Source organism: Simiduia curdlanivorans, assembly GCF_030409605.1.
GTDB lineage: Bacteria > Pseudomonadota > Gammaproteobacteria > Pseudomonadales > Cellvibrionaceae > Simiduia > Simiduia curdlanivorans.
Window position 1 is genome coordinate 1,205,312 of sequence record NZ_JAUFQG010000006.1, and the last position, 24,269, is coordinate 1,229,580.

General features: G+C 49.5%; 23 protein-coding genes. 7 read left to right on the top strand and 16 right to left on the bottom strand.

Translation table 11 applies throughout. The annotated features are described in order from the left end of the window. Positions 1 to 55: 55 nt before the first annotated feature. On the top strand, positions 56 to 1,411 hold the full coding sequence (locus QWY82_RS19175) for an isoprenylcysteine carboxylmethyltransferase family protein (RefSeq protein ID WP_290265515.1): 1,356 nt from the start codon (positions 56 to 58) through the stop codon (positions 1,409 to 1,411). 101 nt (positions 1,412 to 1,512) lie between these two features. After that, positions 1,513 to 3,168, top strand: a complete 1,656-nt coding sequence (locus tag QWY82_RS19180) for a glycosyl hydrolase family 18 protein (RefSeq protein WP_290265516.1) — start codon at positions 1,513 to 1,515, stop codon at positions 3,166 to 3,168. Positions 3,169 to 3,327: 159 nt separating this feature from the next. Here QWY82_RS19180 and QWY82_RS19185 read toward each other — a convergent pair whose 3' ends face one another. Next, positions 3,328 to 3,999 (bottom strand): YceH family protein, encoded by a 672-nt coding sequence (locus QWY82_RS19185; RefSeq protein ID WP_290265517.1) that lies wholly within the window; start codon positions 3,997 to 3,999, stop codon positions 3,328 to 3,330. Positions 4,000 to 4,050: 51 nt separating this feature from the next. Next, positions 4,051 to 5,073, bottom strand: a complete 1,023-nt coding sequence (locus QWY82_RS19190; protein ID WP_290265518.1) for an AraC family transcriptional regulator — start codon at positions 5,071 to 5,073, stop codon at positions 4,051 to 4,053. A 194-nt stretch (positions 5,074 to 5,267) separates the two neighbouring features. Here QWY82_RS19190 and lpxC point away from each other — a divergent pair, with 194 nt between their 5' ends. Further along, positions 5,268 to 6,212 carry a UDP-3-O-acyl-N-acetylglucosamine deacetylase gene (lpxC, locus tag QWY82_RS19195; RefSeq protein ID WP_290265519.1) on the top strand — a complete coding sequence of 315 codons (945 nt, stop codon included), beginning with the start codon at positions 5,268 to 5,270 and terminating at the stop codon, positions 6,210 to 6,212. 138 nt (positions 6,213 to 6,350) lie between these two features. Then, a complete protein-coding gene (locus QWY82_RS19200; RefSeq protein ID WP_290265521.1) occupies positions 6,351 to 6,971 on the top strand; it encodes a hypothetical protein in 621 nt (206 codons plus the stop codon). A 267-nt stretch (positions 6,972 to 7,238) separates the two neighbouring features. Here QWY82_RS19200 and QWY82_RS19205 read toward each other — a convergent pair whose 3' ends face one another. The 14 genes from QWY82_RS19205 to QWY82_RS19270 form a co-directional block, all read right to left on the bottom strand. After that, positions 7,239 to 7,790, bottom strand: coding sequence for a hypothetical protein (locus QWY82_RS19205; protein ID WP_290265522.1), 552 nt, complete (start codon positions 7,788 to 7,790; stop codon positions 7,239 to 7,241). Between the two features lie 322 nt (positions 7,791 to 8,112). Next, positions 8,113 to 8,769: a DUF998 domain-containing protein gene (locus QWY82_RS19210; protein ID WP_290265523.1), complete on the bottom strand. Its 657-nt coding sequence runs from the start codon at positions 8,767 to 8,769 to the stop codon at positions 8,113 to 8,115. A gap of 74 nt (positions 8,770 to 8,843) precedes the next feature. Next, a complete protein-coding gene (locus QWY82_RS19215; protein WP_290265524.1) occupies positions 8,844 to 9,077 on the bottom strand; it encodes a hypothetical protein in 234 nt (77 codons plus the stop codon). A 445-nt stretch (positions 9,078 to 9,522) separates the two neighbouring features. After that, on the bottom strand, positions 9,523 to 10,386 hold the full coding sequence (locus tag QWY82_RS19220; protein ID WP_290265525.1) for an extracellular medium-chain-length polyhydroxyalkanoate depolymerase: 864 nt from the start codon (positions 10,384 to 10,386) through the stop codon (positions 9,523 to 9,525). Positions 10,387 to 10,405: 19 nt separating this feature from the next. Further along, complete coding sequence (locus QWY82_RS19225) at positions 10,406 to 12,010, bottom strand: long-chain fatty acid--CoA ligase (protein ID WP_290265526.1); 1,605 nt, start codon at positions 12,008 to 12,010, stop codon at positions 10,406 to 10,408. A gap of 60 nt (positions 12,011 to 12,070) precedes the next feature. After that, complete coding sequence (locus QWY82_RS19230) at positions 12,071 to 14,326, bottom strand: TonB-dependent receptor (RefSeq protein ID WP_290265527.1); 2,256 nt, start codon at positions 14,324 to 14,326, stop codon at positions 12,071 to 12,073. A gap of 23 nt (positions 14,327 to 14,349) precedes the next feature. Continuing rightward, positions 14,350 to 15,156, bottom strand: a complete 807-nt coding sequence (locus QWY82_RS19235) for an alpha/beta fold hydrolase (RefSeq protein ID WP_290265528.1) — start codon at positions 15,154 to 15,156, stop codon at positions 14,350 to 14,352. 258 nt (positions 15,157 to 15,414) lie between these two features. Next, a complete protein-coding gene (locus tag QWY82_RS19240) occupies positions 15,415 to 16,071 on the bottom strand; it encodes a TetR/AcrR family transcriptional regulator (RefSeq protein WP_290265529.1) in 657 nt (218 codons plus the stop codon). Between the two features lie 295 nt (positions 16,072 to 16,366). Next, positions 16,367 to 17,041: a class I SAM-dependent methyltransferase gene (locus QWY82_RS19245; RefSeq protein ID WP_290265530.1), complete on the bottom strand. Its 675-nt coding sequence runs from the start codon at positions 17,039 to 17,041 to the stop codon at positions 16,367 to 16,369. A gap of 244 nt (positions 17,042 to 17,285) precedes the next feature. Next, positions 17,286 to 17,711, bottom strand: a complete 426-nt coding sequence (locus tag QWY82_RS19250) for a LysE family translocator (protein ID WP_290265532.1) — start codon at positions 17,709 to 17,711, stop codon at positions 17,286 to 17,288. A 90-nt stretch (positions 17,712 to 17,801) separates the two neighbouring features. Beyond that, positions 17,802 to 18,419 carry a LysE family translocator gene (locus QWY82_RS19255; protein ID WP_290265533.1) on the bottom strand — a complete coding sequence of 206 codons (618 nt, stop codon included), beginning with the start codon at positions 18,417 to 18,419 and terminating at the stop codon, positions 17,802 to 17,804. A gap of 92 nt (positions 18,420 to 18,511) precedes the next feature. After that, entirely contained in the window at positions 18,512 to 18,901 is a 390-nt protein-coding gene (locus QWY82_RS19260; protein ID WP_290265534.1) for a hypothetical protein, read from the bottom strand. A 126-nt stretch (positions 18,902 to 19,027) separates the two neighbouring features. Further along, complete coding sequence (locus tag QWY82_RS19265) at positions 19,028 to 19,477, bottom strand: hypothetical protein (RefSeq protein WP_290265535.1); 450 nt, start codon at positions 19,475 to 19,477, stop codon at positions 19,028 to 19,030. Positions 19,478 to 19,498: 21 nt separating this feature from the next. Continuing rightward, entirely contained in the window at positions 19,499 to 19,900 is a 402-nt protein-coding gene (locus tag QWY82_RS19270; RefSeq protein ID WP_290265537.1) for a hypothetical protein, read from the bottom strand. Between the two features lie 699 nt (positions 19,901 to 20,599). Here QWY82_RS19270 and QWY82_RS19275 point away from each other — a divergent pair. The 3 genes from QWY82_RS19275 to QWY82_RS19285 all read left to right on the top strand — a co-directional run bounded on the left by QWY82_RS19275 (position 20,600) and on the right by QWY82_RS19285 (position 24,192). Next, positions 20,600 to 21,232: a UPF0149 family protein gene (locus QWY82_RS19275; protein WP_380736146.1), complete on the top strand. Its 633-nt coding sequence runs from the start codon at positions 20,600 to 20,602 to the stop codon at positions 21,230 to 21,232. A gap of 21 nt (positions 21,233 to 21,253) precedes the next feature. Beyond that, positions 21,254 to 22,213 carry an AEC family transporter gene (locus tag QWY82_RS19280; RefSeq protein ID WP_290265539.1) on the top strand — a complete coding sequence of 320 codons (960 nt, stop codon included), beginning with the start codon at positions 21,254 to 21,256 and terminating at the stop codon, positions 22,211 to 22,213. 464 nt (positions 22,214 to 22,677) lie between these two features. Beyond that, complete coding sequence (locus QWY82_RS19285; RefSeq protein WP_353958716.1) at positions 22,678 to 24,192, top strand: family 16 glycosylhydrolase; 1,515 nt, start codon at positions 22,678 to 22,680, stop codon at positions 24,190 to 24,192. The last annotated feature ends 77 nt before the right edge of the window (positions 24,193 to 24,269 follow it).

Consider the following 24,269-nt stretch of genomic DNA (forward strand, 5'->3'; position numbering starts at 1 on the left):
CACTCGCTGATTAACCAGAGCGCTCGCGCTCTGGTTTCCTTTCGAGGAGTTTGCAATGGCAAACGCGACTGTCAAACCAGAATCACCCACACGGCTTTGGATCAATCTAATTGGGCTGCTGTGCTCACTGCTTGCCGTGGCCGCGATAAAATATTTCAACCTTGAATTACCTGTGCGAACCACAGTGGCGGTTTTAGTCTGCCTAGCCTTGGCCCTGCCGATTATTATTCTCGAAGCCTGGCGATTAAAACCGCAAACCAATAGCTCGGCCGGTTTACAGCTGGATAAACGCCGAGGCAATTGGCCGCGCACCCTTACCAAGCTCGTTGGTTTTTACGCTTGCTTAGGCTTGGTGGCCTTAGTCTATTGGATATTGCCCGAGTACCACGGCGATTTTTATCAGCATTACTTTTTCGTGTTATTTGCTTTTTTACCCTATTGGCTCTTACTCGCCATTCCCTATTTTTACTTTGTCGATAGCGCCATGCAGTCGCCAAAGGACGCCTACTGGCGACTCGGCCGTCTGGTCTTGGCCAAGCCCATTACCGATACTGATCGCGCCAATGCCGATCTCGGCCAGCTATTTTTAGGCTGGCTGGTTAAACTGTTTTTCTTACCGCTGATGTTTGTCTACCTCGGTAATAATCTAGAAACCCTGCTCAACAGCAATAGCCAACTCTTTAGCGGCGGCTTTCAGCAGTGGTTCGATTTTGCCTTTAATTTTTTGTACTACATTGACCTGCTTATCGTTACCGTCGGCTACGTATTTACCCTGCGTTTACTCGACAGCCACATCCGCTCCACCGAGCCAAGCCTGCTCGGCTGGGCTGTAGCACTGATGTGTTACCAACCGTTTTGGAGTTTATTTTCCGGCACATATATTCAATACGACCAAGGCCCGGCCTGGGGTCACTGGTTTTGGCAAACGCCCTGGGCCTACGGCTTATGGGGCGCCGGTATTTTAGCGCTGCTGATGATTTATGTGTGGGCCAGCATGGCCTTTGGCATTCGCTTTTCCAACCTCACCCACCGCGGCATTCTCACCAACGGTCCATTTCAATTCACCAAGCACCCCGCTTACGTGAGTAAAAATTTATCTTGGTGGATGATTTCTATGCCGTTCATGGTGTCCGCCAGCCTCGATCAAACCCTGCGCCAGTGCGCCATGCTTTTATTACTCAACGGCGTTTATTTTTTACGCGCGCGCACCGAAGAAAAACATCTGTCCTGTGACCCAGCGTACGTGGCTTACGCCAACTACATGGAGCAACACGGTTTATTTTCCGGGTTAGGTCGCGCGCTGCCGTGGTTGCGCTTCACACCGGGGAAACTTTTTTCCAGCGGTCAAAGGCCACCGCAGAAAATAAAAAGCAGCTTACAGTTTACAGCTGACAGGAAAAGCGTTGGATGAGCTGCTCGCTGTGAATTGTAAGCTGCAAGCTGTGAACTTCAAGCAGCAAGCCAGAAAGAGTAAAACAACTCAAGAATTAAAAACTAATAGAGGGTTAGGTCATGAGAAAAATTCCTTTAACGCTGACGCTTATTGGTGTCGGCTTTTTTTCCAGCACAGCGCTTGCAGTGGATTGCGCCAATGTCGATAGCTGGAGTAGCAGCGCCGTGTATTTGGGCGAAAGTAAAGTTCAGCATTTAAATAATGCTTACACCGCAAAATGGTGGACCCAAGCCGACGACCCAGCCACCCATTCCGGCACTTGGGATGTTTGGCGTTACGACGGCGCCTGCGACGGCAGCTCCTCATCTAGCAGTTCTTCCGGCAGCTCCTCTGGCAGTACGTCGTCGAGCTCATCGTCCGGTGGCTCAAGTTCTAGTGGTAGTTCCAGCGGTTCAAGCTCAAGCGGCAGTTCCAGTGGCTCGACATCGAGTGGCTCCTCCAGCGGTGGCGGCACCTGCAGTGCCAATGCCTACGTTGCGGGCACTAATTACGCGATAAGCGAATTAGTAAGCAATGTCGGTTACGAATTCCGCTGCGATATTCCGGGCTGGTGTTCTTCCAATGCCGCCTGGGCCTACGCGCCAGGCACCGGCGCACACTGGCAAGATGCCTGGACCCAAGTGAGTGATTGCGGTTCATCAAGCAGCTCGTCCAGCAGCGGTTCAAGCTCTGGTTCAACGTCTAGCGGCTCTTCATCTAGTGGGTCGGGCTCAAGCTCCAGTAGCTCGTCTAGCGGCGGTTCATCCTCGGGCGGCAACAGCGGCAAATTACCGGCCCATGCTTTGGTGGGTTACTGGCATAACTTCGACAATGGCTCTGGCCTGGTGCGCATCGCTCAAGTGTCCGACGTCTGGGATGTCATCGTGGTTGCCTTTGCCGACGATGCCGGTAATGGCTCGGTCGCGTTTAATTTAGATGTCGGTTTAAACAAACAACAATTTATCGACGACATAGCCGCCAAACGCGCCGCCGGCAAAATTGTTGTGCTCTCGTTCGGCGGCCAAAACGGCACAGTCACTTTAAACACCGCCACCAACGTCACCAATTTTGTTAACAGCACCGCCGCCATCATGGACGAATACGGTTTCGATGGTATCGATATCGATTTGGAATCTGGCGCCGGTGTAATGCACGGCGCACCGGTGATCAATAATTTGATTGCCGCCGTAAAACAACTGAAACAGCGCTACCCAAGCATGTACCTGTCTATGGCGCCCGAACACCCCTATGTGCAAGGAGGCTTTGTGGCCTACTCGGGCATTTGGGGCGCTTACTTGCCCATGATTGATCAACTGCGCAACGAGTTAGATTTGCTGCACGTGCAGCTGTACAACAATGGCGGTTTGTCCACGCCCTATCGCGGTCAAGCTTATCCGGCCGGCTCTGTGGACATGATGGTGTCATCGGCGTTAATGCTCATGGAAGGCTTCCCCCTCGCCGGCGGCTCCGCAGGAAATTTTGCGCCACTAAAACCGGAACAAATTGGCTTAGCCTTACCCTCCGGTTCGCGCGCAGCCTCGAGCGGTTTTGCCACTACCGCCGATATTAACCGGGCGTTGGATTGCCTCACCAAGCGCACACAATGCGGCACCTTAACGCCCGCTCAAGCCTACCCCGCCTTTAACGGCGTGATGACCTGGTCAATTAACTGGGACATGTTCGACAACGGCGCCTTCTCCGGCCCCGTGGGCAGCCATGTGCATAATTTGGAGTGAGGTGGGCGCAGCTGCAAGCAGGATGGCCCGGTCCGACGCTTCGGGCCCCTGCAAGCTGCAAGAATAATGTGACGAAAAGAATTTCGTTGCATTAAACGGTTTTTCTCGGGTGTGTCTTCTTCGGCGCCTTTTATAGGCGCCTTTTTTTATACGTTTTATTCAACCGTTGAGAGTCTGCCACTGCGCCTTAAGCCATTCTACTTCTTCTTGTAGCACACTCACCTGCTGTTCTAGTTCGGCCACTCGCTCTACGCAACTACAGTCACTAACAGCTTGGCTAACGCTTCTAGGCCCTTGTGCTATTTCAGCTATAGACTCAAATTCAACCTCGCCACTAAACAAATGCGCATAGCGGCACTCGCGCTTGCCCGGCTCGCGCGGCAATTTCACTACATAAGCAGTGGTGTCCGCGCCGGCCAAGCCGTCGAGTACGCGCTCTACATCTGCCACATCGGCAAACTCGCACAACCGCTGGGTACGCAAACGCAACTCGCCCGCTGTTTGTGGGCCGCGTAGAAACAGTACGCTCAACAGGCTCTGCTCCTTCAAGGTGAATTTGAAATCACCAAACTCCGTATTGCCAAAACGCTGACGGTATTTGGCCACCCGGCTGCCCACACTCACTGTGGTGACCAAGCCCTTTTTCAATAAGCTATCAACCGTGTCTTGCACCTCAACTTCAGACAGCTCCAGCACTGGCTCGCGGTTACTTTTCTGGTTGCAGCCGTTGGTTAACGCATTTAACGACAACGGGTATTGGTCTGGTGTAGTGTGCTCTTTTTCAAACAGAACACCGATTACACGGGTTTCGTATAAGGTTAATGCGATCATAGCGTTCACTTTTTATGTCATTGTTAAAATAAGTAGGGGCTCATCAATGTATCAACGAGATCCCAGCGCAGCTTGCCGACTGGCGGTTAAGACCTTGCGATAAACACTGGGCGCTTGACCGTACCAGCGTTTAAAAGCGCGGGTAAAATTTGCAGGATCAGAAAAACCAAGCAGGTAGGCTATTTCATTGAGCGACAATTTCCCAATCGCCAAGTATTGACTGGCCTTCTCCTTGCGCAGATTTTCATACAGCGCGCCAAAACTTGTCTTCTCGTCTGCTAACTTGCGCTGCAAATTACGCACGCTGGAATTTAAAGCCTCAGCTACGTTGGCCTCCGTGACTTTCCCTGCCGCCAGAGCGTCATCAATCACTTTAATTACCCGGGCACTCCACTGACTTTTATCCAAAGACGACAAATAAGCCAATGCCACGGCGTCATTCGCTTGGCCTAAAGCGGCATTTCCCGTGGGCAAACTTCGCATCACATCGGCGCGATCAAACAATACACAGTTACTAACGGCCTGGTAATGAATAGGGCACTGAACATAGTCAGCTAAAGCAGTGCTTTTTTCTGCGGTGACGCTGACGAGTTCAATTGCCAAGGGCGTAAAACCTTCCCCCACGAGTAATCGACACATTCGCACGAGCGCCGCCATTGCGGCATCAATCGCCGCTGGATGGGCGCGTCCATCGGCGTTTAATGTCATGCGAATAACGGCACCGGACTCGCTAACATCTATGGACAAAGCATCCGCAATCAATCGACCGTAACGGCCAAAGCGCGCCAAGCCATCTTGTAGCGAACTGCTCGCCAGCCAGGCCATACCCAAGGCATGAAAGGTGGTGGCATTCCAGCGCGCACCCACAGCGGCACCAAAACCAGCATCGCCCGTCTGCTCTATGCACAAAGTCCAGAGTTGGGTCATAGCCGCCGTTGGATAGCGCGCACCCGCTTCGCTCATTTTCGCACTATCCAGACCGCAGGCTCGAAAATAACGCCGCGCATCTAAACCACGCGACTCCAATTCCTGCCAAATTAAAACCGCCCAAGACGTCAGCGTCGTCGCGCTCATAAACCCCTCATGTTTCAACACCTATCCAGTTGGCTGCCAAAAAGTAAACCCGGGCTTAAGGATAAGCCCTTGGCGGGAAAAGACAAGCAACCAACAAGGCCTTGGCGCTAACAGACAAAACAACTGTAACCGCGATCCGTACAGTGAATGCATCAACCACAGCTTGTTTTAAGCCCTAATTAGGAGCGACCGAGATGACCAACCACCGTGATGAAGCTTTAACCAAACACGACTTGCAACACACACTCGCGGATGCCTTTAGCTGTATTGGCCCGGGTGTTCACACAGGCCTCTCAGCCGTGATGACGGTAATGCCAGCCGATGCCGATAGCGGGTACGTTTTCTTCCGTAAAGACGTGCACCCAGAAATGGGTTTAGTACCCGCCCGTTGGCACACAGTCACAGACACACAGCTATCAACCACCGTATCAAATCGCTTTGGCGTGCGGGTGAGCACCGTAGAACATTTATTGGCCGCTTTGCACGCGAGCGGTATTGATAACGCCCGCATTGTACTCGACGGCCCAGAAGTCCCCATTATGGATGGCAGCGCCAAATGCTTCGTGGATTTTATCGAACAGGTGGGTAAAAAAGCACAACAACGCCTACGTCAAGCCATCGTTATTACCCAGCCGATAAAAATAGAACTAAATGGCGCCAGTGCAATGCTAGAGCCACACCCAAGCCCATTATTTGAAATGCACATTGATTTCCCCAACACCCTCATAGGGCAACAGCATTACACAACCCAATTAGGTGAACACACCTTTAAACAAGAACTGGCACCAGCCCGAACCTTCGGTCTAACCAAGCATATAGAGGCCTTAAAAGCTAGTGGCCTAGCCAAAGGGGGCTCGCTGAAAAATGCCCTGGTGGTGGATGGCGAAAAACTGTTAAACCAAGAAGGATTAAGGTTTTCCGATGAGTTCGCGCGCCATAAAACACTCGATAGCATTGGCGATTTGGCGTTGGCGGGCGCAACGATTATCGGAAAATTTACCGGTTACAAAAGTGGCCATCACTTAAACAACTTACTGTTGAGAAAGCTCATGCATCAAAATCACAGCTCTGTCTACACTACTCTGCGCCAAGCTCAGCACAGGTGGCAGGCTATAGCGCACTATCCAGAAGCGATTTGAACAAAAGGGTGAACTGGAGATGAATGACGGCCTAACAAAAACGGTCCACGCTTAACCAAAAGCTGTTAACCTAGATCGCGATCATCTCGGTAAGCTCTGATCAGCCCTGAACACATTCTGTAAACGCAAGGTTCTGTTATGCATATCCAACGTCTAAAGCTCGCCGAACAGGATTTCCTCAGCCGCTACCCAGGCGGCTTTCAACACCCAGACATGTTAGCCATAGGTAAAAAACACAACGTCACCAAGCTTTCCGACTTCTGCCAGCAGGCCTTCGCCAAACGAAACTTCAGCAACACCAACCAAATCATCGAAGACTGGTTAAAAGTGATCAGCCGCTCGTCAATGATCTCGCTGTTTGAAAAGCCGAAATTCAAATCTTTTATCGGCACCCGCAACAGTGATGAACTCAGGGCGCTAGTACAAAGCGCAAAAATGATGCTACATGGAAAGGCAGAAAGCGGTTTTGAGTTGCAATTAGACCTGCTAAAAATGGACAAACTCGCCAAATGGTCGATCATATCCGCACTACCGGCCTATTATCGCCTGCAAGCTGAAATATTTATTAAACCCACAACAGCCAAGGGCGTGGTGAACTATTTCGAACTGGAAAACCTTGCTTATAAGCCCACACCCAGCTGGGACTTCTACGCCAACTACCGAGAACAACTGATGCTGATGAAAGAAAAAGTAGACGAATCCCTTAGCCCTAATAACCCAGCCTTTTCGGGGTTCCTGATGATGAGTTTACCGAAGTAAAGCCACATAAATAGCCATAAAAACCAAAAATCAGCCTCATTGACCTGCAATAATGCTAAGCGTTTAGAACACCAATAATGAATAGCCGCCTTAATGTCAGGCGCCTTTCTAATACCTCATAACGATCGAGAGTCAGCCTAATAGGTAACACCAAACCGATTTTAAAGTAAAACCTATCGAAAACGAAGAAAAGACAGAATAAACAAGGCAACACACCAGTAAGCCAGACATAGAACTCGCTATAAACAGGTAATGCCCCGCCTAACCTTAAGGCTGAATTTCATTTTTTATCGCACGTAAATCCTCTTGAATAACCAACATAAGCTCCATTTCCTTTTCATAATTAAGTGCCTGGCTGTCAATTTTCTCGTTAACCTTCGCAATATCGGAAAGCAAATCAGAAGACTTTATGAGTTGCGACTCAATTGATGTCAACTGCCTAGAAAGCGCGGACAGCTGGGTGGATGGCTGCAAACTAAAATATATGGAAGAGAAAGACCCAATAGCAGAGATCACAAGCGCCAGAACCGCAAACCTCGTTGCGCTTAACGCTGACTCACGAGCATGGTTTAGCTCTTCATGCTCAAGCAATCTGAATTTATCCTCAACACTAAAAAAACATTGTGGGTATGGCTCACTCTTGTATTTATTATAGAAGTTTGATGTGCTCTGAAAGAAAATTTGCTTGTGGTGAGCCTGCAATGCGATTTGATCAACGAGCTCATCGCTCAAACCCAATTCAAATTGAAGCTCCTGTAGTGTGAACTTCTTTTTTTCTTCCGCGTATCTCAAAGCTTTGATGTAAATATCATTATCCATATCATCACCTCTCGTTCACACATAATAGGTCGCTGAACACAGATCTTCTGCTAAATTAGTTTGGCGGCAACAACACAGCAGAAGCGAAGTATCGTGGCCGGTACTGATTACTTATAAAATCCAAGTCTTATCCAAAATTATGGCCCATTAGCGAGCTATTTAAGTCAATCACAAAATTAGCACGCTTAAGAGCGTCCAACTTTATTGTTGACGCAGTGGCGTGCCGGGTTAGAGCGCCAAAATCACATCTAAACATCTGCTCAAATAACTCGGACTTTGTGAGGACTAGGTTTCATAATTGCTGCGCTATTCCTTTTAAACATCATTCCTTTTTAACATCTGCACTAGGTAGCTTCACTTTGGGTTCTAGTAACAGCGCGGAAAATACCAAAACCCACAGGGCCTGCGAGCCATAACTTAACCGCTGATACAAACCAAAACCATCACCCGATGCCACCGCACTCGCCATTAACGGTAATAGAGCGATAGCAATAAGAGATATCGCGAGAGAAAACCAGCCAAACCACTTTACACCTAGGCAGCTCTTGGCAATAAACACCCACAGGAAGCTTGCTAGTAGAAGGCTTAAAAACATAACGAAACCGGCGAGGTTATGTAGATTTTGTTCGTCTGACGGCGCCGTTAAGTCGCAGCCCACATCACAGGAAAAGAAACCTGCCAGGCAACTGCTAAGGCCGTGAATGATGATCAAAACGCCGGAAAGGCGCGCTGATATCGAGGCGGGAAATGTGTAAACAAGCCCAAGGCCAAACAGTGTAAATAAAACACCCAAGGGGTAATTATTCATAAGTGGCGATAGTATATGGGTAGGCGCTCCCTTTGCCCCTAACTCACTCATGGCCTGCGTATAGTGGCTATAGCCAGGATAAAACATACCGGCAATCATTACCCCGACAACTAACCAAACTGGCGCCAATAGTCCCGCGAAATAACACCAACGCCTTACTCTTTCATTCACAATGAAAAGCCCTCAGCTAAATACAATTCCACAGAGCCCAGATAAAAAATTAATGGATACGTAAAGATGCGGCATCAATCGCCACCGCCGCAATCACCGCCACCAAAATCACCGAAGCCACCATCCGACCCACCACCGCTACCGCCTCCTTCAGGGCCAATCTTCATAGCGATTTTTATCACAGTGAAAATAAGGAAGAGGAAGAACACCATGGGTAGGAATAGATTGTAGAAGCGGCTATCTGAGTTGAGATCTAGAAAATGCCACGAGCTAATTAATCCGATGAGCAATATGAACCAAGCCTTCATGCTATCCCTTCCTAAAATCTCCGTCGAAATATAGAGCCTAGGTTAGCACACCCAACGAAACTAGGGTTGAGCATAACGTTAACATTTAAGGAGATCGTATATCCCCGCCCGCCTTCTCCCCAACAACTTAAAACAAATAAATTCACCCAGCTACTTTACTAATTACCTGCATTGAGCGTCCTGCCCATCAGGTGTAGCTACATCCTATAAACGCACTTTCATGGGGTGCGCGACTCATCGCTGGATAGTGACGCTTAAAAGCGCCTACTTTTGGTGCTGGAGCGGTGACGTGGCTGGGTGAAACGCCCTACGTCCAACCTCTGCAGCCATGCCTGAACCCGCGGGTTCAATCGCGCAACTAACCTAGCACCATCGAAGTGAGACAAAGCCCGTGCACCTTGCCAACAGGCATAGCAAGATACACGGGCACACAGCAGGGATCTATTTACGGGTGACGATTAAACCAATCGACCACAGCAGAAGGCGATTGCGGGAACCACTCGTGACCACCGGTGGCCAGGGTTAAGCGCTCGGTTTCAACACCTTCGTAAAGTAGCTTGTCGTAGTAACCATCCATGGTCCACCAAGGCACAATGGTATCGAGGAAACCGTGAATAAATTTTGTTGGCGGATGATCGGCTGGTAGTGAACCCGGCACAACGCAAACGGGACCAAGGCACGTTGCCCAAGAACCCGAATGTACAACTAGGGCTTTAAATTGTCCGGGAAAAGACTCGGCCATGCGCGACGTGTTATAGCCGCCACTTGAAATACCGGTGGCGTATTTTCGATTGCCATTTAACGGGCCGAAAACACCCTGATCTATTTTGTTAAACACATTGGTTAAAAACGTATAATCGGTGGTGATTTCGTAATTAGTTAAAGGGCCAGCGGAATTTGTTAGCCAAGCCAGCTCAGCAGGCGCTCTTGGTGCCAATACGGCATAGCCGGAATCCAGTAACTTTTTAATCGTTTTCAATTCATAGTAACCGCCAAAGGGCGCGGCAGAGTTACGGGAGAACTCCACAGGAAAAAGCGAACCCTGATACACGATTGCTACCGGCCAACCACCTGCGGGTGGCGTACCCAAGGGTAGCTCCCATACCACATCACGCTGAGTAATACTGCTAGATGCAACTTGGGTAACGCGCGAGGTGCAGGATATTTTATCCGGTAACAGAATGTAGTTCCTTTCGGTACAACGCGATGCGGCATTAGCTTGCTGGAAAGCCAGCAAGAACAACAGCGCCAATAACGCGGGCAAGTGGTAGGTTGATAAACGCTCTAGTTTTAACATTATTATTTTCATGCGAGTAACCTCGTGTGAGTTAGCTTTCGGGTATTGCGTATTGTTGCCGCAATACTTTTTTATCGACCTTGCCCGTTGCCGTTAACGGAAAAGTGTCAATCACTTTTACCGCGTCTGGCTGCCACCATTTGGCCACCTTGCCGTCAAACCAACGCAGTAAATTATCTTGGTCAATTGTTGCCTGCTCTAGCGCCGTTACTAATAACAGCGGTCGCTCATCCCAACGCGGGTGCGGCATGGCAATCACCGCGGCGGCAGCCACGCCTGGGTAACCACTCGCAACTTCCTCAAGGGCGAGAGAGCTAATCCATTCGCCGCCGGATTTGATAACGTCTTTGGCGCGATCGGTAATGTGCAAATGACCATCGCTAAATAAACAAGCAACATCGCCGGTGCTAAACCAACCGTCTTCTAGAAATTCATCCGCATCCTTTTTGCCGATATAACCGCGCGCAATCCACGGGCCGCGAATTTGCAGTTCGCCACTGCTTTCACCGTCGTTCGGTAACGTTTGCCCCAGCGCATCTACCACGCGCAATTCAACGCCAAATACCGGTTGCCCTGGGCTCAAACGGTGGCGCCCATGACCCGCTCGATTCACGGCGCCCACGGGTGAGGTTTCCGTCATACCCCAGGCTGGCCGCACTTGGCCACCAAGTTGCTCTAAATCTGCGCGCAGCTTTTCTGTACAGGCCGCACCGCCCACCATACATTTCAGCGGCCGAGAAAAAACTCTAGTGTGCTTTGTCATGTGCGCAATCAACGCCTGCCAAACCGTGGGCACGCCCGCGGCGATAGTGACGGCTTCGGTGTCGATAAGTTTGGCTAGGCAGGCGCCGTCGCCCATGAAACGGCCAGGTAAAATTAAGTTCGCACCCACCATTAAGGCGGCGTAAGGTAAACCCCAACCATTGACATGAAACATGGGCACAATAACCAGCGCCGCATCATCCGCCGATAAACCACCGGCATCGGGCAGCGCTAAGGCCATGCTATGTAAAACCGTGGAGCGATGACTGTACAACACGCCCTTAGGGTTACCGGTGGTACCCGAGGTATAACAACACCCACTGGGGGTATTTTCATTCAATGTTGGCCATTCAAAACTATCAGCTTGGCCGAGCAACAAGCTGTCGTAACAATGCCATTGCAAGGCTGGCGCGCTTTCCACCCAAACGCCCTGCATCTGCTCCGGTTCGGTTAATACAACCACGCCCTTTAGCGCGGTTAAGTTAGGCAATAAGGGTAATATTTGCGGCATAAATTGCGGATCGACAAATAGCCAGCGGCAGTTTGCATCGGCAAGAATATAACTGAGCTGTTCGCTAAACAGGCGGGGGTTGACCGTGTGGCAAATCAAACCCAGAGCCGGCACGGCAAAATACAGTTCCAAATGGCGCTGATCATTCCACGCCAACGTTGACACACACTCGCCCTGCTTAACACCTAAATCGGTTAGCGCTCGAGCCAGCTGTGCAACCCGGCCACCCAGCTCGCGATAACTACAGCGCTGCGTCTTGCCGTGCGCATCCACACTTACCACCTGCCGCTGGCCATGCACCGCAACCGCGTGACGCAAAATATCGACAATATTGAGCTGCCGATCGGGAACCAATCCATTCATTGTTTATGTCCGAATATGTTAAAAAGGGCGCGCCTCGCGGCGCGCCAACACTGGGTAAAATTAGAATTCGTAACTGGCGCGCAGGGTCACCGTGCGCGGGTCGCCGTAGTAGCCAGAAACAATGGGGAAACCGCTGTCGCGTAAATCGTAGCCAGTGGTGCGGTAGTGTTCATCAGCTAAATTTTTACCTTCTAGGGCCAAACGCCAACCGCTGTTAAGCGCCGCCAGTTGAATATTGGCATTCCACAAACCAAAAGCCGGTTGCAAAATTAAGTCGCTTTGATTCGTGGTTGGCTGCACCTCATCTCGCCAGCTGTAAATAATATTGGCGTTCAAGGTTGCAACATCGCCTAAATCGGTTTGCCATTGGGCATTGATGGAATAGGCTAATTCAGGCACATCGGTAAAGGTGCGCTGATCGGCAACATTCACCCCGCCAGATAGATACTCTTGATAGCTGGCATCCAAATAAGCGGCATTACCCGACACGGTGAAATATCTGCTGGGCGACCAGACATACTCGACTTCAACACCGCGAATCTCACCTTTACCGGCATTGGTAAAATCCCCGAAGAAGCTATCGTTAATGCCGTCGTTGTCGGTATCTACGCCGGTGAAAATACTCAACTGTATGTCGCGGTAATCACTGTGAAAAAACGCCACATTTAATTGCAGTTGATCGGCGAGAGTTGATTTCACACCCATTTCATAGGTCACCACCGTCTCCGGGTCGTAGGGGTCGCCGGAGCGCGGCACATTCACGGTATCAGCACGCACATTAAAACCGCCGCTTTTAAAGCCGCGGCCAACACTCGCGTAAACTAATGTATCGTCGCTATAGCGATAATCCAACGCTAACCTTGGCGACACATCGCGCCAGGTTTCATCATTGGTAAAATCTGCGGTTACCTGACCACTAGGCTGGGTAAAACTGTCATCGGTGAAGCCTTCATTTAAAACCGTCGCCTCTTTACGCTCTTGGCTAACACGAACGCCTGCGCTCAGGTTCCAGTTATCGCTTAACTGCCAACTGGCATCGCCATACAAGGCGATTGATTGAGTTTCCACTTCGCCGCCACTGGCGCCGTAAATATTTATGATAGGGCCAGGAATTAAATTCGGTGGCGCATAACCCAAGGCCGCGGCTGGCAAGCCAAAGCGGTTACGCACTTCGCCACCGGCTGTCGCGTCCAACAGATACACGCCCACCACGCCCTGCCACTGATCACCTTGATAGTTCAGCTGAAACTCTTGGCTCAGTTGTTCATCATCGTAGTTGGCATCCACATCGGCAATGGCATAAGGCCCCATGTCAAAATCTATCGCGCCCTCGGTTTCACCTTCGCGCCATGCGGTAATCGATTTCGCACTCCACGCCTCCGCTAGCTGCCAAGCCACGGTTAACGATGCGCCTTGAGTATCGGTGAAGTTCTCGTCGAGATCGAAACCGTTGTCCACATCGTATCTATCTGTGCTAACGGGCAATGGCGCTGCTCCGGCAAAGTAGGGTTCGAAGCCATTGACCAGCATGCGCTGCGCACCGCGCACATGGGAGCTATCTCGGGTTTTATCGGCACTCAATAGCACTGACCAATCTTCGCTCACCAACCACTCAAGGTTGACCCGCCCGGTGGTTAGTTTTTTATCACTCACTGCAGCGCCAGTTTGCAGATTCTCACCGAAACCGTCGCGATTAAAACTACCCAGCGCGACGCTAGCCAACAGCGTATCGTCGATTAAGGCACCTGATGCCGCAGCGCGCACATCTAATTGACCATAGGAGCCTGCCGCCAGATCCAACTTACCGCTAGTCTCCTCTGATGGTTTTTTAGTGATGTACTTGACCGCGCCACCGATGGTGTTGCGGCCATAGAGTGTGCCCTGCGGCCCGCGTAAAACTTCTACCCGCTCCACGTCCAGCATATCGAGCAGAGCGCCTTGGGGACGGGAAATATAAACATCATTCAGGTATATGCCCACGCCTGGCTCAACACCCCAGAGCGGATCGGATTGACCAATACCGCGAATATACACCGTGGCGGTGGAACTGGTGCCGCGCGCCGCATACACCGTTAACGACGGCACCTGCGCCTGTAAATCCGCTAAATTATTAATGGCATTTCGCTCTAGGCTTTGCTCGCTTAACGCAGAAATGGCCATGGGAATGTCCTGCAGGGTTTCCGAGCGCTTGCGCGCCGTCACCACAATCTCCTCTAGTAGTGAATCTCTGGCACGGGTATCGGCATAGGAAGTTGTAGCCAGCGGTAGCACACTGATAGCGGCCAAGTGCAGGCTAAGTAATTTTTTTGTTAACATGATGCTCTCCAATTTTTACGTTTTTATTGTTGTAGACTCAAAGCACCGCTTAGCTTTCGGAGGAAGTCGAAGACGGCACTATTGAATTTTTCTGGCTGATCCAGCGGCGTAGCGTGACGGGAATCTGAAATAACCACTAACTCAGCGCGTTTTAAATATTTCGCATAGGCTTCTTTTACCGCCACTGAGGTGTAGTCTTGATCGGCGGCTACAATCAAAATCGGCATTTGTAATTGGTCTAGGTAGGCACTCACCGACCAATCGCGGATGGCCAACAAAGTGTTGCGGTAACTGACGCTATCGTTATTAGCCATTTGGCTTTCAAATTTCTCTCGCAGCTGCGCCTGTTCCGGCTCGGGAAAAATACGCCGCGCTATTTGGCGGCCTAGCGCGCGCATGCCTAACAGCCGTATCGTCAACAAGCGCAGCCAAAAAACACACTTAATCGCCACAGAAAACGGCGCCACTTGTGGCCCTGAGTTGACAATCACCATGGCACTCACTCGCGCGGGGTTGCGCACCGCAAATTCAAACGCCACCATGCCGCCGAGCGAAAAGCCCACTAAGAAACAACGCGGAAGCTGTAAATGATTGAGCAGGGCCAACAGATCATCGGCCAAGGTAGCTATGGTTAACCCGGCTTCGGCCACATCACTTAAGCCATGGCCGCGTAAATCCAAGGCAATAACACGATAGTCGCCGCCCCAACTGGCCATTTGGACCTGCCAATCGTCGGCGCGCGAACCTAGGCCGTGCAGCAACACAAGCGGTTCGCCACTGCCCTGCTCCACGTAATGAAGTTTTCGCCCTGCAGACATAAAATACGGCATCAAATATTCCTTCAGCTGTTCTTTTTAATACTTTGTCGGCCGTCGTGTTAGCGGCCCCATCGCCGCCTTTGTCGACGGTTAAATATCGCCACCAACCACAACCCGCCACATAACGGTATCGGAATATCGATTCCGTTACAAAACGATAATACGGAACTTATATTCCGATTTCAATAGGTTTGATCGAAAACATAGTCAAGGCATCGCTATGACGGTGCAATATGACGCCAAGCTGTTGATAGATAAGTAAAAATTAAATTACTGGTGAACATCCAAATAAGACAAGGTCATTCGGGTTAACTCTTCAATTAACTCTTTGGCGCTAAGATGGCCCAAATTACCCGTCACGGTATGCTGGTTAAGGGCACCCAGTAAGATATGCACCGCGGCCTGCATGGCTTTACGCGGTTTCGGGTGATGCACTTCTTGCTGATGACTCTGAATCACTGCTACCACGCGCTGGGCGATATATTCGTTCAGCTTATGCACCCTGTCGCGAAAATCTGCGTCGCGCGAAGCGCGTAAAATCAACGCCCGCAACACACCGCGTCGACCGGCGTAAGTTGAAACCAGTGACTCAATCAGGGCGCTAATAAACGCATCAAGCGTTCGTGTTTGCCACTGATTCGCCTGGGTGATGGCATCAATACTTGCCACCTTTGCTTGAAAAAAACGTTGCAACAGAAGTAGCGACAAGGTGTCTTTGTCACCCAATACGCGGTAAAAAGTACCTACAGAAGACTCGGCACTCTGCGCTATATCGGTAACCGACGCCTCTTCGAAGGCATTGTTTGCCAACAAGGTCTCACCCGCCAATAAAAACCGATCCAAGGCTTCGCGACTGCGCTGCTGGGCCGGCAGCGGCACTGCCACAAACTCAGCAAACTCTATCGACTGTAATTCAGATTTTGCCATTAAGGGTTCCAGTTGGCGCTAGCTATAAAGCGGCATAGTACCAAATTTAGAGGGAGCGCCAATAGCCTCTTAGCCAGACGAATGCCTAGGAAAATAACGCCATTTTCGATTTTGCCAGAAATGAGTAAAACAGGTTTCTAGCATATGGAGATCTTTTACCGCAAAAAAGCACAGGTAATCGAAATTGCATCAACGCACCGCTTTCAGTGAGCACCAATCACCCCATTCCTTGTCTGCTGAAGAATTTTGTAGAAAACAGCGCGTCCTATTGTTATGAATATTAACCTTCATGGCATTAAATCAGCTCGGCGTCAAAGATAATGGATAAAGGTTGGCACGAATCTAACGCCCTAGGCTCGATAGTATTAACAATAGTAAACCCATTGTGAGCAAACAGCGCTTTCCAAGTCTCAAGGGTGCGGAAATACCAAGGCGCTGGAGCACAAAAATCAGAATTAAACCCCGCCCAAGAACCCTCGCGCCAACCATCCTTATAGGCAGCCGCGCCACAACCGGCAATGGGATGAAGGGTTTGAACAACCAATCGCCCCTTAGGGTTTAGCAACGAGGGGATGTGTTGAAATAAATGATGGACCGAGTTTTCACCCAGTAACGAAAAATTACAAACCACAAGATCAAAGGCTTCCTGCAAGGCCGTGAACGATGTCTGTTCATAGGACATCTCGCGGAAACGCCCGAGGCCATGTTTACTCGCTATTTCAATAAACGCGGGAATGACATCCACACCCAACGCGTCAATACCGTTCGCCGCCAAGGCCCGAACCAGCCAACCCTCGCCACAGCCAACATCGAGAAGGGTCTTTGGCTTGCAGGCATTGATTGCATCAACGATTGCTGTGTTTGTCACTAGCACTCGCGATTCAATTTCACCCTTAGCGATAGCCGCCACCCAAGGCTTAACATTCAACTGCCAAGACGTAATGATTTGCTGTTCAGGTGATATTTTCATGGAACGGCCCAGTAAAGATTAACGGCGGCACAGGAAACCACGGCCATTTGCTAACCGGCCTTTTGCATCGACGCCGTAACAACCCCGGCACCCATGAGCATCGAACCGCTCAGTCGGTTAAAGCCACGCTAGAATTTTTTCGACCTCACTTTACTGCGCAAATAACCGGAGAACTGGGCATAAAAAAACGCGCTCATCGCAGACGCGAGTAGAAAGGAAAGCGCTAAAATAGCCATTTGCGGCGTTACCGGCTCAGCGGTATTGATGAACAAAGGAAAAAGGCAATAAAGAAAATAATGCCCTTTGGGTTTAGAGCGGTAACAACTAACGCCTCCTTAAACACACTGCCGCTATTAGACATGGCCAGATCTGTATGCTCATCACTTAGCTGGGTACGCCAGGCTTTGATGCCGATATAAATCAAGTAGGCTGCGGCGACCCATTTAAAAATGCCAAATAAAACCGCATAGGTTGCCAACAAAGCCCCCAAACCCACGAAAGAGATAGCCATCGCTATAACATCGCCAGACAGTACACCGGCCACCAAAGGGATAACCGACCCCTTGCCGTGGTTCAAAGACTTCCCCAGCACAAGAAGCACTGTTGGCCCTGGAGAGAAACACAGCAATGCCGATGCCAGTAAAAACGAAATCCAAGCGTCGATAGCCATGCTTAAGCTCCTTCTAACTTAACTTTAACAAGCTCCCAGTGACTTTAGCACCGCGCATCATCCATAGACTATGGTGAAGCCGCAATTATTTTACGGCTTCACAATGAGATAGACACCGGCTCCTACCATAACGCCACCGGCGCTAGCATTTACGGCGCTCAGTGTTTTGGTGCCTTGAACGAGCGAGACAAGCTTCCCGGCTGCGTAAGCATAACCCAACTTTACGCCTCCAACTGTAACAATGGTTAAAGCCACAATTATTGCAATATCTGAAGCGGTTGCGCCGGCTGGATCGACAAAGGCAGGAAAGAAACTGGCATAAAATAATATAGCCTTAACATCACCCAAGGTGAGGAACAAACCAGAAAAGAAACTCGCCGCCAAGGTAGACGCTGGCCGAACTGAACCTACTCGCTGCAACGATGCACGCGACTTCATGAGACTGATACCGAACCAGATGAGATAGGCGCCGGCCAAACATTTTACGAGGACGAAAAAGCTTCCCATCACCTCTGCTAACGCGGCCACACCGAGCATTGCGAGAAGAACAAAAACAAGATCGCCAACAACAATGCCAGCCGCAACCGCACAGCCATTCAAAAAGCCGGCCGCAGATGACCGCGCAATGACCAATGCAACGCTGGTGCTCGGAACCAGAGCTAGCACTGTCATTGCTACGAACAACGTTACTATTTCGATGAGGTTCATAATTACCTCTAATATTTAAACCGTCACCTAACGTCCATGACAGCCGAGAGCACTAGCGAGTCGAGGCCGACAGGCAGGATTAGTTGCGTTTGTTAAACGCTGAACTGAATTCCAGCTCTGAGCCCAACATAGATTATACCTACAGCCAGAATTAATGAACAAAAAGCCAGCGGCAGATAAAGTCGATATTGGCCATACTTTACTCTACTTGCGGTAGCCACAACAAAAGAAAAAACAGAAAGCAATACCGCGGAGGCTAAAGCTATAGCGATCGCACGAACTTCAGTAACGCCATCATCACCTGGAACCATAGTAGGCTCGTGATATTCAACCCCTGCCTGAACAGTTGATGATATTGCTGCGATTTTTTGAGCTAATTGGAATTCACTTCCATCTAGCCTTAACCAATATCCCATTGATGCAAAAAGTATCGCTAGAGAGCTCGCAATAAGCACAAGACATATTTTCGGCACGATATTCATAGAACGTTTAACGCCTTTGTCAGTTACGTTTTGGTTGTAGTGGATTTTTGTGCAAAAATGGCCGAAGGCCATGCACAAAAAGGAGCGAAAACCAAAACGTCAACTGGACAAACTTGTTAGGAATTTTTAGTCCCATGTAGGCGGCCACCCATTAATTATGCCAATCACCACACCAGCAACAAATACAATAATTGTTACCCAGTACCCGATAACCATAGGTAACCTGAATAGACTACAGAAGCCAATACCAGGGCCACTACCAGATGATAGATAAGATTTACTTTGTAGGTATTTTACAGTTGGCCAAGCACTAATAAAGCTTTGATCACTCCAAATAGTCGGATTACCTGCATGATACCACTGATCTCTATATTTACTTTTTAGACGCAATAAAAAAATCCACTGTATAACGCTAGTAAAAAGCATTGTAGAGATTACAACAACAATCGCATGAGCAGTTGGATGGTTAGTTATTTCCATGCGTATTCCTAACGCCTGCATTTGCGGCTTGGATTTACTGGCGGCTTTTTTGCCGCGCAGCGCGAAAAAGGTGACAGTAAAACCAAGTCCTTGCAAGATGCACTTGTTATGTTTTGATTAGTTCTCACGTACCAAGCCTAAAAACATTTCTTCGACATCAACTTTACACCACTCTTCACCGGCATAATTATTTACGTAGATATTTAAACCCGACTTCTTAACTTGCTCTGAAATGTGATGATGTAGAAAAGCAACTATACCAATCTGAGCATCGATTGCTGTGAAGCCTTGGATAATATTTTTATCTGTAATTGCACCGGAGATTTCGATGCCCGTATAAATATATTGTATTTTCTTGAGAGCGCCATCGATTTCAGCTTCTTGGACTTTTTCAACGGTTTGCCATATTGAAATATCAATTGGAAAGAGCTTACGTTTAGTTTTACCAAGCATAACAGTGCTTACAGAGGCTGGCTCACCAATGAAATACTGTTCAGGGTTTTCATAGTCTATGTACATGCAAATTCCATTTTTGAAACATAACAGTTTATTCATAAGACGCCGACAATATATTTTCTTGAGCTGTTTTTCACTCTATATTTCGTAAGCGTTTGATTTAATTAATTTTATCAGTATACCCAGTAAACATTGAAAAAGTTTTTGAACCCATCAACTGAAAAACTGGCGCTATATATTTTCTAGAATGATTTCAAATATACATCACAAGCCTTTAATTTACATAGAATTTTCCTTACCAAACCAAGTTACCTAAAAAAGGAAAACTAAGCCATGGCTGCTGAAAAACGGGATTAACCGGCTGATATTATTGGGAAATCATTCTTGTGCCTAGCTAAATCGGCTATCGCTTCGGCTTTGAACTTACCCTAGCAGGCTGGCGAAGCCTAGCTATTAGAAGGCGCTTGTCGACATAAGTGCAGTTGCCAGAAATTCTGTATCAAGGTTGGGTAACAGAGGATAGATTTCCCAATTTGTAAGCAAACGGCGGCACTGACTCATATAAGTTTGCTCGCCCCTCTATATGGCCTGCTCCATCCACCTTCAAGCCCATTGCCAAGCCGCGTTACTGCACCCTATTCGCTTAACTCAATCAGTAACGGCTAATTCGAATTTCTGTACAATAGGCCAAAATTGACCTTCAGAGACAAACCCGTGCCAGACAATTACCTTACCGATGCCGATATCTCATTTATTGATGACATGCTAGAAAAGTATGGTGCCGAGGACTCCATAGGCAATTTTTCTGAACTTGATGGCTTTCTCACCGCGCTCGTTTCCGGCCCAGAGATGATCATGCCGAGCCAATGGATGCCTTGGATCTGGGGCGACGAGCAAGACCAGCCGACCTGGGAAACAGACGCCGAGGCAACGCGGTTCTTTGAGCTGTTACTGCGCGCCATGAATGACAACGCTACAAACCTCATGGACGCGCCCAGTAACTTTCAACCAATGTTCGAAAACTTTTCTACCCAAAGCCAAGAGCAGTGGTTTCTTGCCACTTGGTGCCTAGGCTATTTACGCGCGGTGTTTATTTGCGATTGGCCGGAAATACCCGAGGAGTTTAGCCACTGGTTAGCCCTTATAGAACAACAAAGTTTTGAAGAACAGGCCGATCAATTATTAGCCGATGGTTTAGATGCGCAGGAAGAGATGGCGAGTGAACTAACCATAGCCGCGCTTATGTTGCATCGTTATTGGCTAGAGCAACGGCTACCCGCTCCAGTGCCGCAGATAAGCCCGAGCCAGCCGCTACGCGCCGGGCCAAAGGTAGGCCGCAACGACCCCTGCCCCTGTGGCAGCGGCAAGAAATTTAAGCAATGCTGCCTCCATTAAAGCACGGACGATGATCGTTTTATGACTAGCCCCTACCTGCTCGCCATTGAATTTACCTTATCGGTAACAGCACCGATTTTTCTAATTGTCTTTCTCGGTTTATTTTTAAAGCGCACCGGGCGAATTAACGATGAATTTATTGGCATAGCGTCGAAGCTGGTGTTTAACCTTTGCCTGCCCTTATTGATGTTTTTTGCCATTATTCAAAGCGACATTGATTGGCAGCAACAACATAACCTAGCGCTGTTCTCAGCAACCGCCGCCACTCTGAGCTTCTTTATTTTTTGGTGGCTGGCACAAAAATTTATTGCCGCGCCGGAAGATAGGGGCGTAGCAGTACAAAGCGCCTTCCGCAGCAACTTAGGCATTATGGGTATTGCCCTTTGCGCCAAAGCCTTTGCCGAACCCGGCTTGGCAGTTGCAGCGCTGATACTCGCCGTGGTTACACCTATTTACAACGTGCTATCCATTTATGCACTTACTCGCAGCTTAACCGCGAACGCCAGCATGCACTGGGGAAAGTTGCTGCTCGGCATTTTAAAGAACCCTTTAATCCTTTCCATTGGCTTAGCCTTCGTTTTTGTGGCGTTCGATATAAAACTGCCGACGTTTCTCGAAGATACCGGCCGCTACCTCAGCCGCATGACCCTGCCATTGGCACTCATCACCATCGGCGGTAGCCTATCCCTTTCGGCACTGCGCAACGCTAGCGCCCTCTCGGCCTGGGTAGTGTTTGCGAAAATCGTGCTAGTGCCGGTATCCATCACCGGCTGCGCCTGGCTGTTAGGCTTTAGGGGCATCGAGCTGGGCTGTATTTTGCTGATGTTCGCAAGCCCTACGGCCGCCGCGGCATTTGTCATGACCCGCGCCATCGGCGGCAACCACCACCTGGCATCAAATACCATTGCCATCAGTACACTGGCCAGCGCCCTTACCATTAGTACGTTTCTTTACGGCCTAAACCTCGCCGGCATTTTTTAATTAATGGAGACTCATACTAAGTAAAACCGTTGCATTGTTTTAAATGATAGAAATTCAAACACGACCGATTAAGCACTAACCGCAGCGCTACAGGCCAAGCGGTAAAACCACCCGCACCCATCACCCATATAGCAACCCAAGACAAGCGTGCAACGCCGCCTGCCTCAAGCCAGCATTAGGTACCCTCGTCTAGGTTACATTTATTTTATTTGCCCTAGCCGCCAAGCCTTACACCATCAGATTTACACGCCATTTGGGCTTATGAAACAAACCATTTTCAAAATGTAAGCGCTTTACTTCGGGAAAAAGCTGCAAGATGATGACAACGTTGTCGGTTTTCGGTGCGCTTATGACTCGCTAACCCTGTGCGCTGCTGCCAACGCCCAAATAGGTTTGACCGCCCTAGGCTGCGGCCAGTTTGTGAAGGGAAGTCATCAATAATAATGTCACACAGGAATTTAACCATGATGTTTTCTAATGCAAAACACCTGTTGTCGCTGGTCATAGGCGCCTGCCTACTCGGCCCCCTTGGCGCACAAGCCGCCACTTTTCAAGCTGAAGATTACGACCTCTTTTTTGACACCTCGCCTGGTAACTCTGGCGGTGCTTACCGCGCCGACGATGTCGATATAGAAGCCAGCACCGATACCGGCGGTGGGCATAATGTGGGCTGGATTGAACAAGGCGAATGGCTGGTTTATCAAAACCTTAACATCCCTACTACCGGCGCTTATAAAATTCGCCTACGCGTAGCTAGCCCATCCGGCGCCACAGCCTCTACCGATTTAAACGGCGGCGGCATTGTTTTAGGTAACATAAACATTCCCGCCACGGGCGGCTGGCAAAGCTGGCAAACCGTGGAGATTACCAAAACAATTAACGCCGGCACCTACAACTTAGGCGTGTTCGCGCAAACCGGAAACTGGAATTTCAACTGGATAGAAGTGGTTGCCGTGGGCGGCAATGCATCAGGCAATGTGGTGATCAACCAACACTGCAACCACACCGGCTGGTCGGTAGGATTAGACGTGGGCTCTTACACCCTCGGCAATTTACAGGCGCGCGGTTTTGTTAACGATGACGCCTCATCGCTATTGGTGCAGCCAGGCTATGAGGCGGTACTGTTTCAAGACAACAACTTCACCGGCAGCTCATTGGTGGTGAAAGCCAGCGATGGTTGCTTGGTGAACGAAGGCTTCAACGATTTAGCCAGCTCCATTATCGTGCGCAAAACCGGCGCCAATAATAATTTAGCTTGGGCCGATGAATTCGACAGCATCAACACCAATAACTGGACCTTTGAAACCGGTGGTGGTGGCTGGGGTAACAATGAACTCCAGTACTACACCAACGGGCAAAATGCGTCTATCCAATACGACCCGGCAGCAGGCAGTAATGTACTGGTATTAGAAGCCAAAAAAGGCAACCCGGCCAATTATAATTGTTGGTACGGCAGCTGTACTTACACCTCCACCCGCATGATCACTCGGGATAAAAAATCCTTCAAATACGGGCGTATAGAAGCGCGACTTAAGTTGCCACAAACTCAGGGCATTTGGCCCGCCTTTTGGGCTTTAGGCAACGCCTTTGGCAGCCAGGGTTGGCCGCAGGGCGGTGAAATCGACATTATGGAACACGTCGGTTACGAGCCGACCTTAACCCACGGCGCGCTACACGGCCCCGGTTACTCGGGCAACACGCCCATTACCGGCACTCACAACTTAGGTGAAAATGTAAACGCCAACTATCACGTTTACGCGGTGGAATGGAGCACATCGGAAATTCGCTGGTTTGTAGACGGCCATAATTTCTATACCGCCAGCCGCGCGCAAGTTGAACAGTACGGCCAGTGGGTGTACGACCAACCTTTCTGGTTACTGCTGAACGTCGCCGTGGGTGGCAACTGGCCCGGCAGCCCAGACGGCAGCTCAACCTTTCCACAGAAAATGCTAGTGGATTATGTTCGGGTTTATCAGTAACAGCGTTAAGCAGTAACTAACGCATAAGAGAAAGGCCATTTTTTCAAATGGCCTTTTGAATTTATTGATCACGTCAA

Coding starts and splice junctions, on each gene's coding strand:
- QWY82_RS19175 (WP_290265515.1), top strand. CDS start 56: ATGGCAAACGCGACTGTCAAACCAGAATCACCCACACGGCTTTGGATC.
- QWY82_RS19180 (WP_290265516.1), top strand. CDS start 1,513: ATGAGAAAAATTCCTTTAACGCTGACGCTTATTGGTGTCGGCTTTTTT.
- QWY82_RS19185 (WP_290265517.1), bottom strand. CDS start 3,999: ATGATCGCATTAACCTTATACGAAACCCGTGTAATCGGTGTTCTGTTT.
- QWY82_RS19190 (WP_290265518.1), bottom strand. CDS start 5,073: ATGAGCGCGACGACGCTGACGTCTTGGGCGGTTTTAATTTGGCAGGAA.
- lpxC (WP_290265519.1), top strand. CDS start 5,268: ATGACCAACCACCGTGATGAAGCTTTAACCAAACACGACTTGCAACAC.
- QWY82_RS19200 (WP_290265521.1), top strand. CDS start 6,351: ATGCATATCCAACGTCTAAAGCTCGCCGAACAGGATTTCCTCAGCCGC.
- QWY82_RS19205 (WP_290265522.1), bottom strand. CDS start 7,790: ATGGATAATGATATTTACATCAAAGCTTTGAGATACGCGGAAGAAAAA.
- QWY82_RS19215 (WP_290265524.1), bottom strand. CDS start 9,077: ATGAAGGCTTGGTTCATATTGCTCATCGGATTAATTAGCTCGTGGCAT.
- QWY82_RS19220 (WP_290265525.1), bottom strand. CDS start 10,386: ATGAAAATAATAATGTTAAAACTAGAGCGTTTATCAACCTACCACTTG.
- QWY82_RS19225 (WP_290265526.1), bottom strand. CDS start 12,010: ATGAATGGATTGGTTCCCGATCGGCAGCTCAATATTGTCGATATTTTG.
- QWY82_RS19230 (WP_290265527.1), bottom strand. CDS start 14,326: ATGTTAACAAAAAAATTACTTAGCCTGCACTTGGCCGCTATCAGTGTG.
- QWY82_RS19235 (WP_290265528.1), bottom strand. CDS start 15,156: ATGCCGTATTTTATGTCTGCAGGGCGAAAACTTCATTACGTGGAGCAG.
- QWY82_RS19240 (WP_290265529.1), bottom strand. CDS start 16,071: ATGGCAAAATCTGAATTACAGTCGATAGAGTTTGCTGAGTTTGTGGCA.
- QWY82_RS19245 (WP_290265530.1), bottom strand. CDS start 17,041: ATGAAAATATCACCTGAACAGCAAATCATTACGTCTTGGCAGTTGAAT.
- QWY82_RS19250 (WP_290265532.1), bottom strand. CDS start 17,711: ATGGCTATCGACGCTTGGATTTCGTTTTTACTGGCATCGGCATTGCTG.
- QWY82_RS19255 (WP_290265533.1), bottom strand. CDS start 18,419: ATGAACCTCATCGAAATAGTAACGTTGTTCGTAGCAATGACAGTGCTA.
- QWY82_RS19260 (WP_290265534.1), bottom strand. CDS start 18,901: ATGAATATCGTGCCGAAAATATGTCTTGTGCTTATTGCGAGCTCTCTA.
- QWY82_RS19270 (WP_290265537.1), bottom strand. CDS start 19,900: ATGTACATAGACTATGAAAACCCTGAACAGTATTTCATTGGTGAGCCA.
- QWY82_RS19275 (WP_380736146.1), top strand. CDS start 20,600: ATGCTAGAAAAGTATGGTGCCGAGGACTCCATAGGCAATTTTTCTGAA.
- QWY82_RS19280 (WP_290265539.1), top strand. CDS start 21,254: ATGACTAGCCCCTACCTGCTCGCCATTGAATTTACCTTATCGGTAACA.
- QWY82_RS19285 (WP_353958716.1), top strand. CDS start 22,678: ATGATGTTTTCTAATGCAAAACACCTGTTGTCGCTGGTCATAGGCGCC.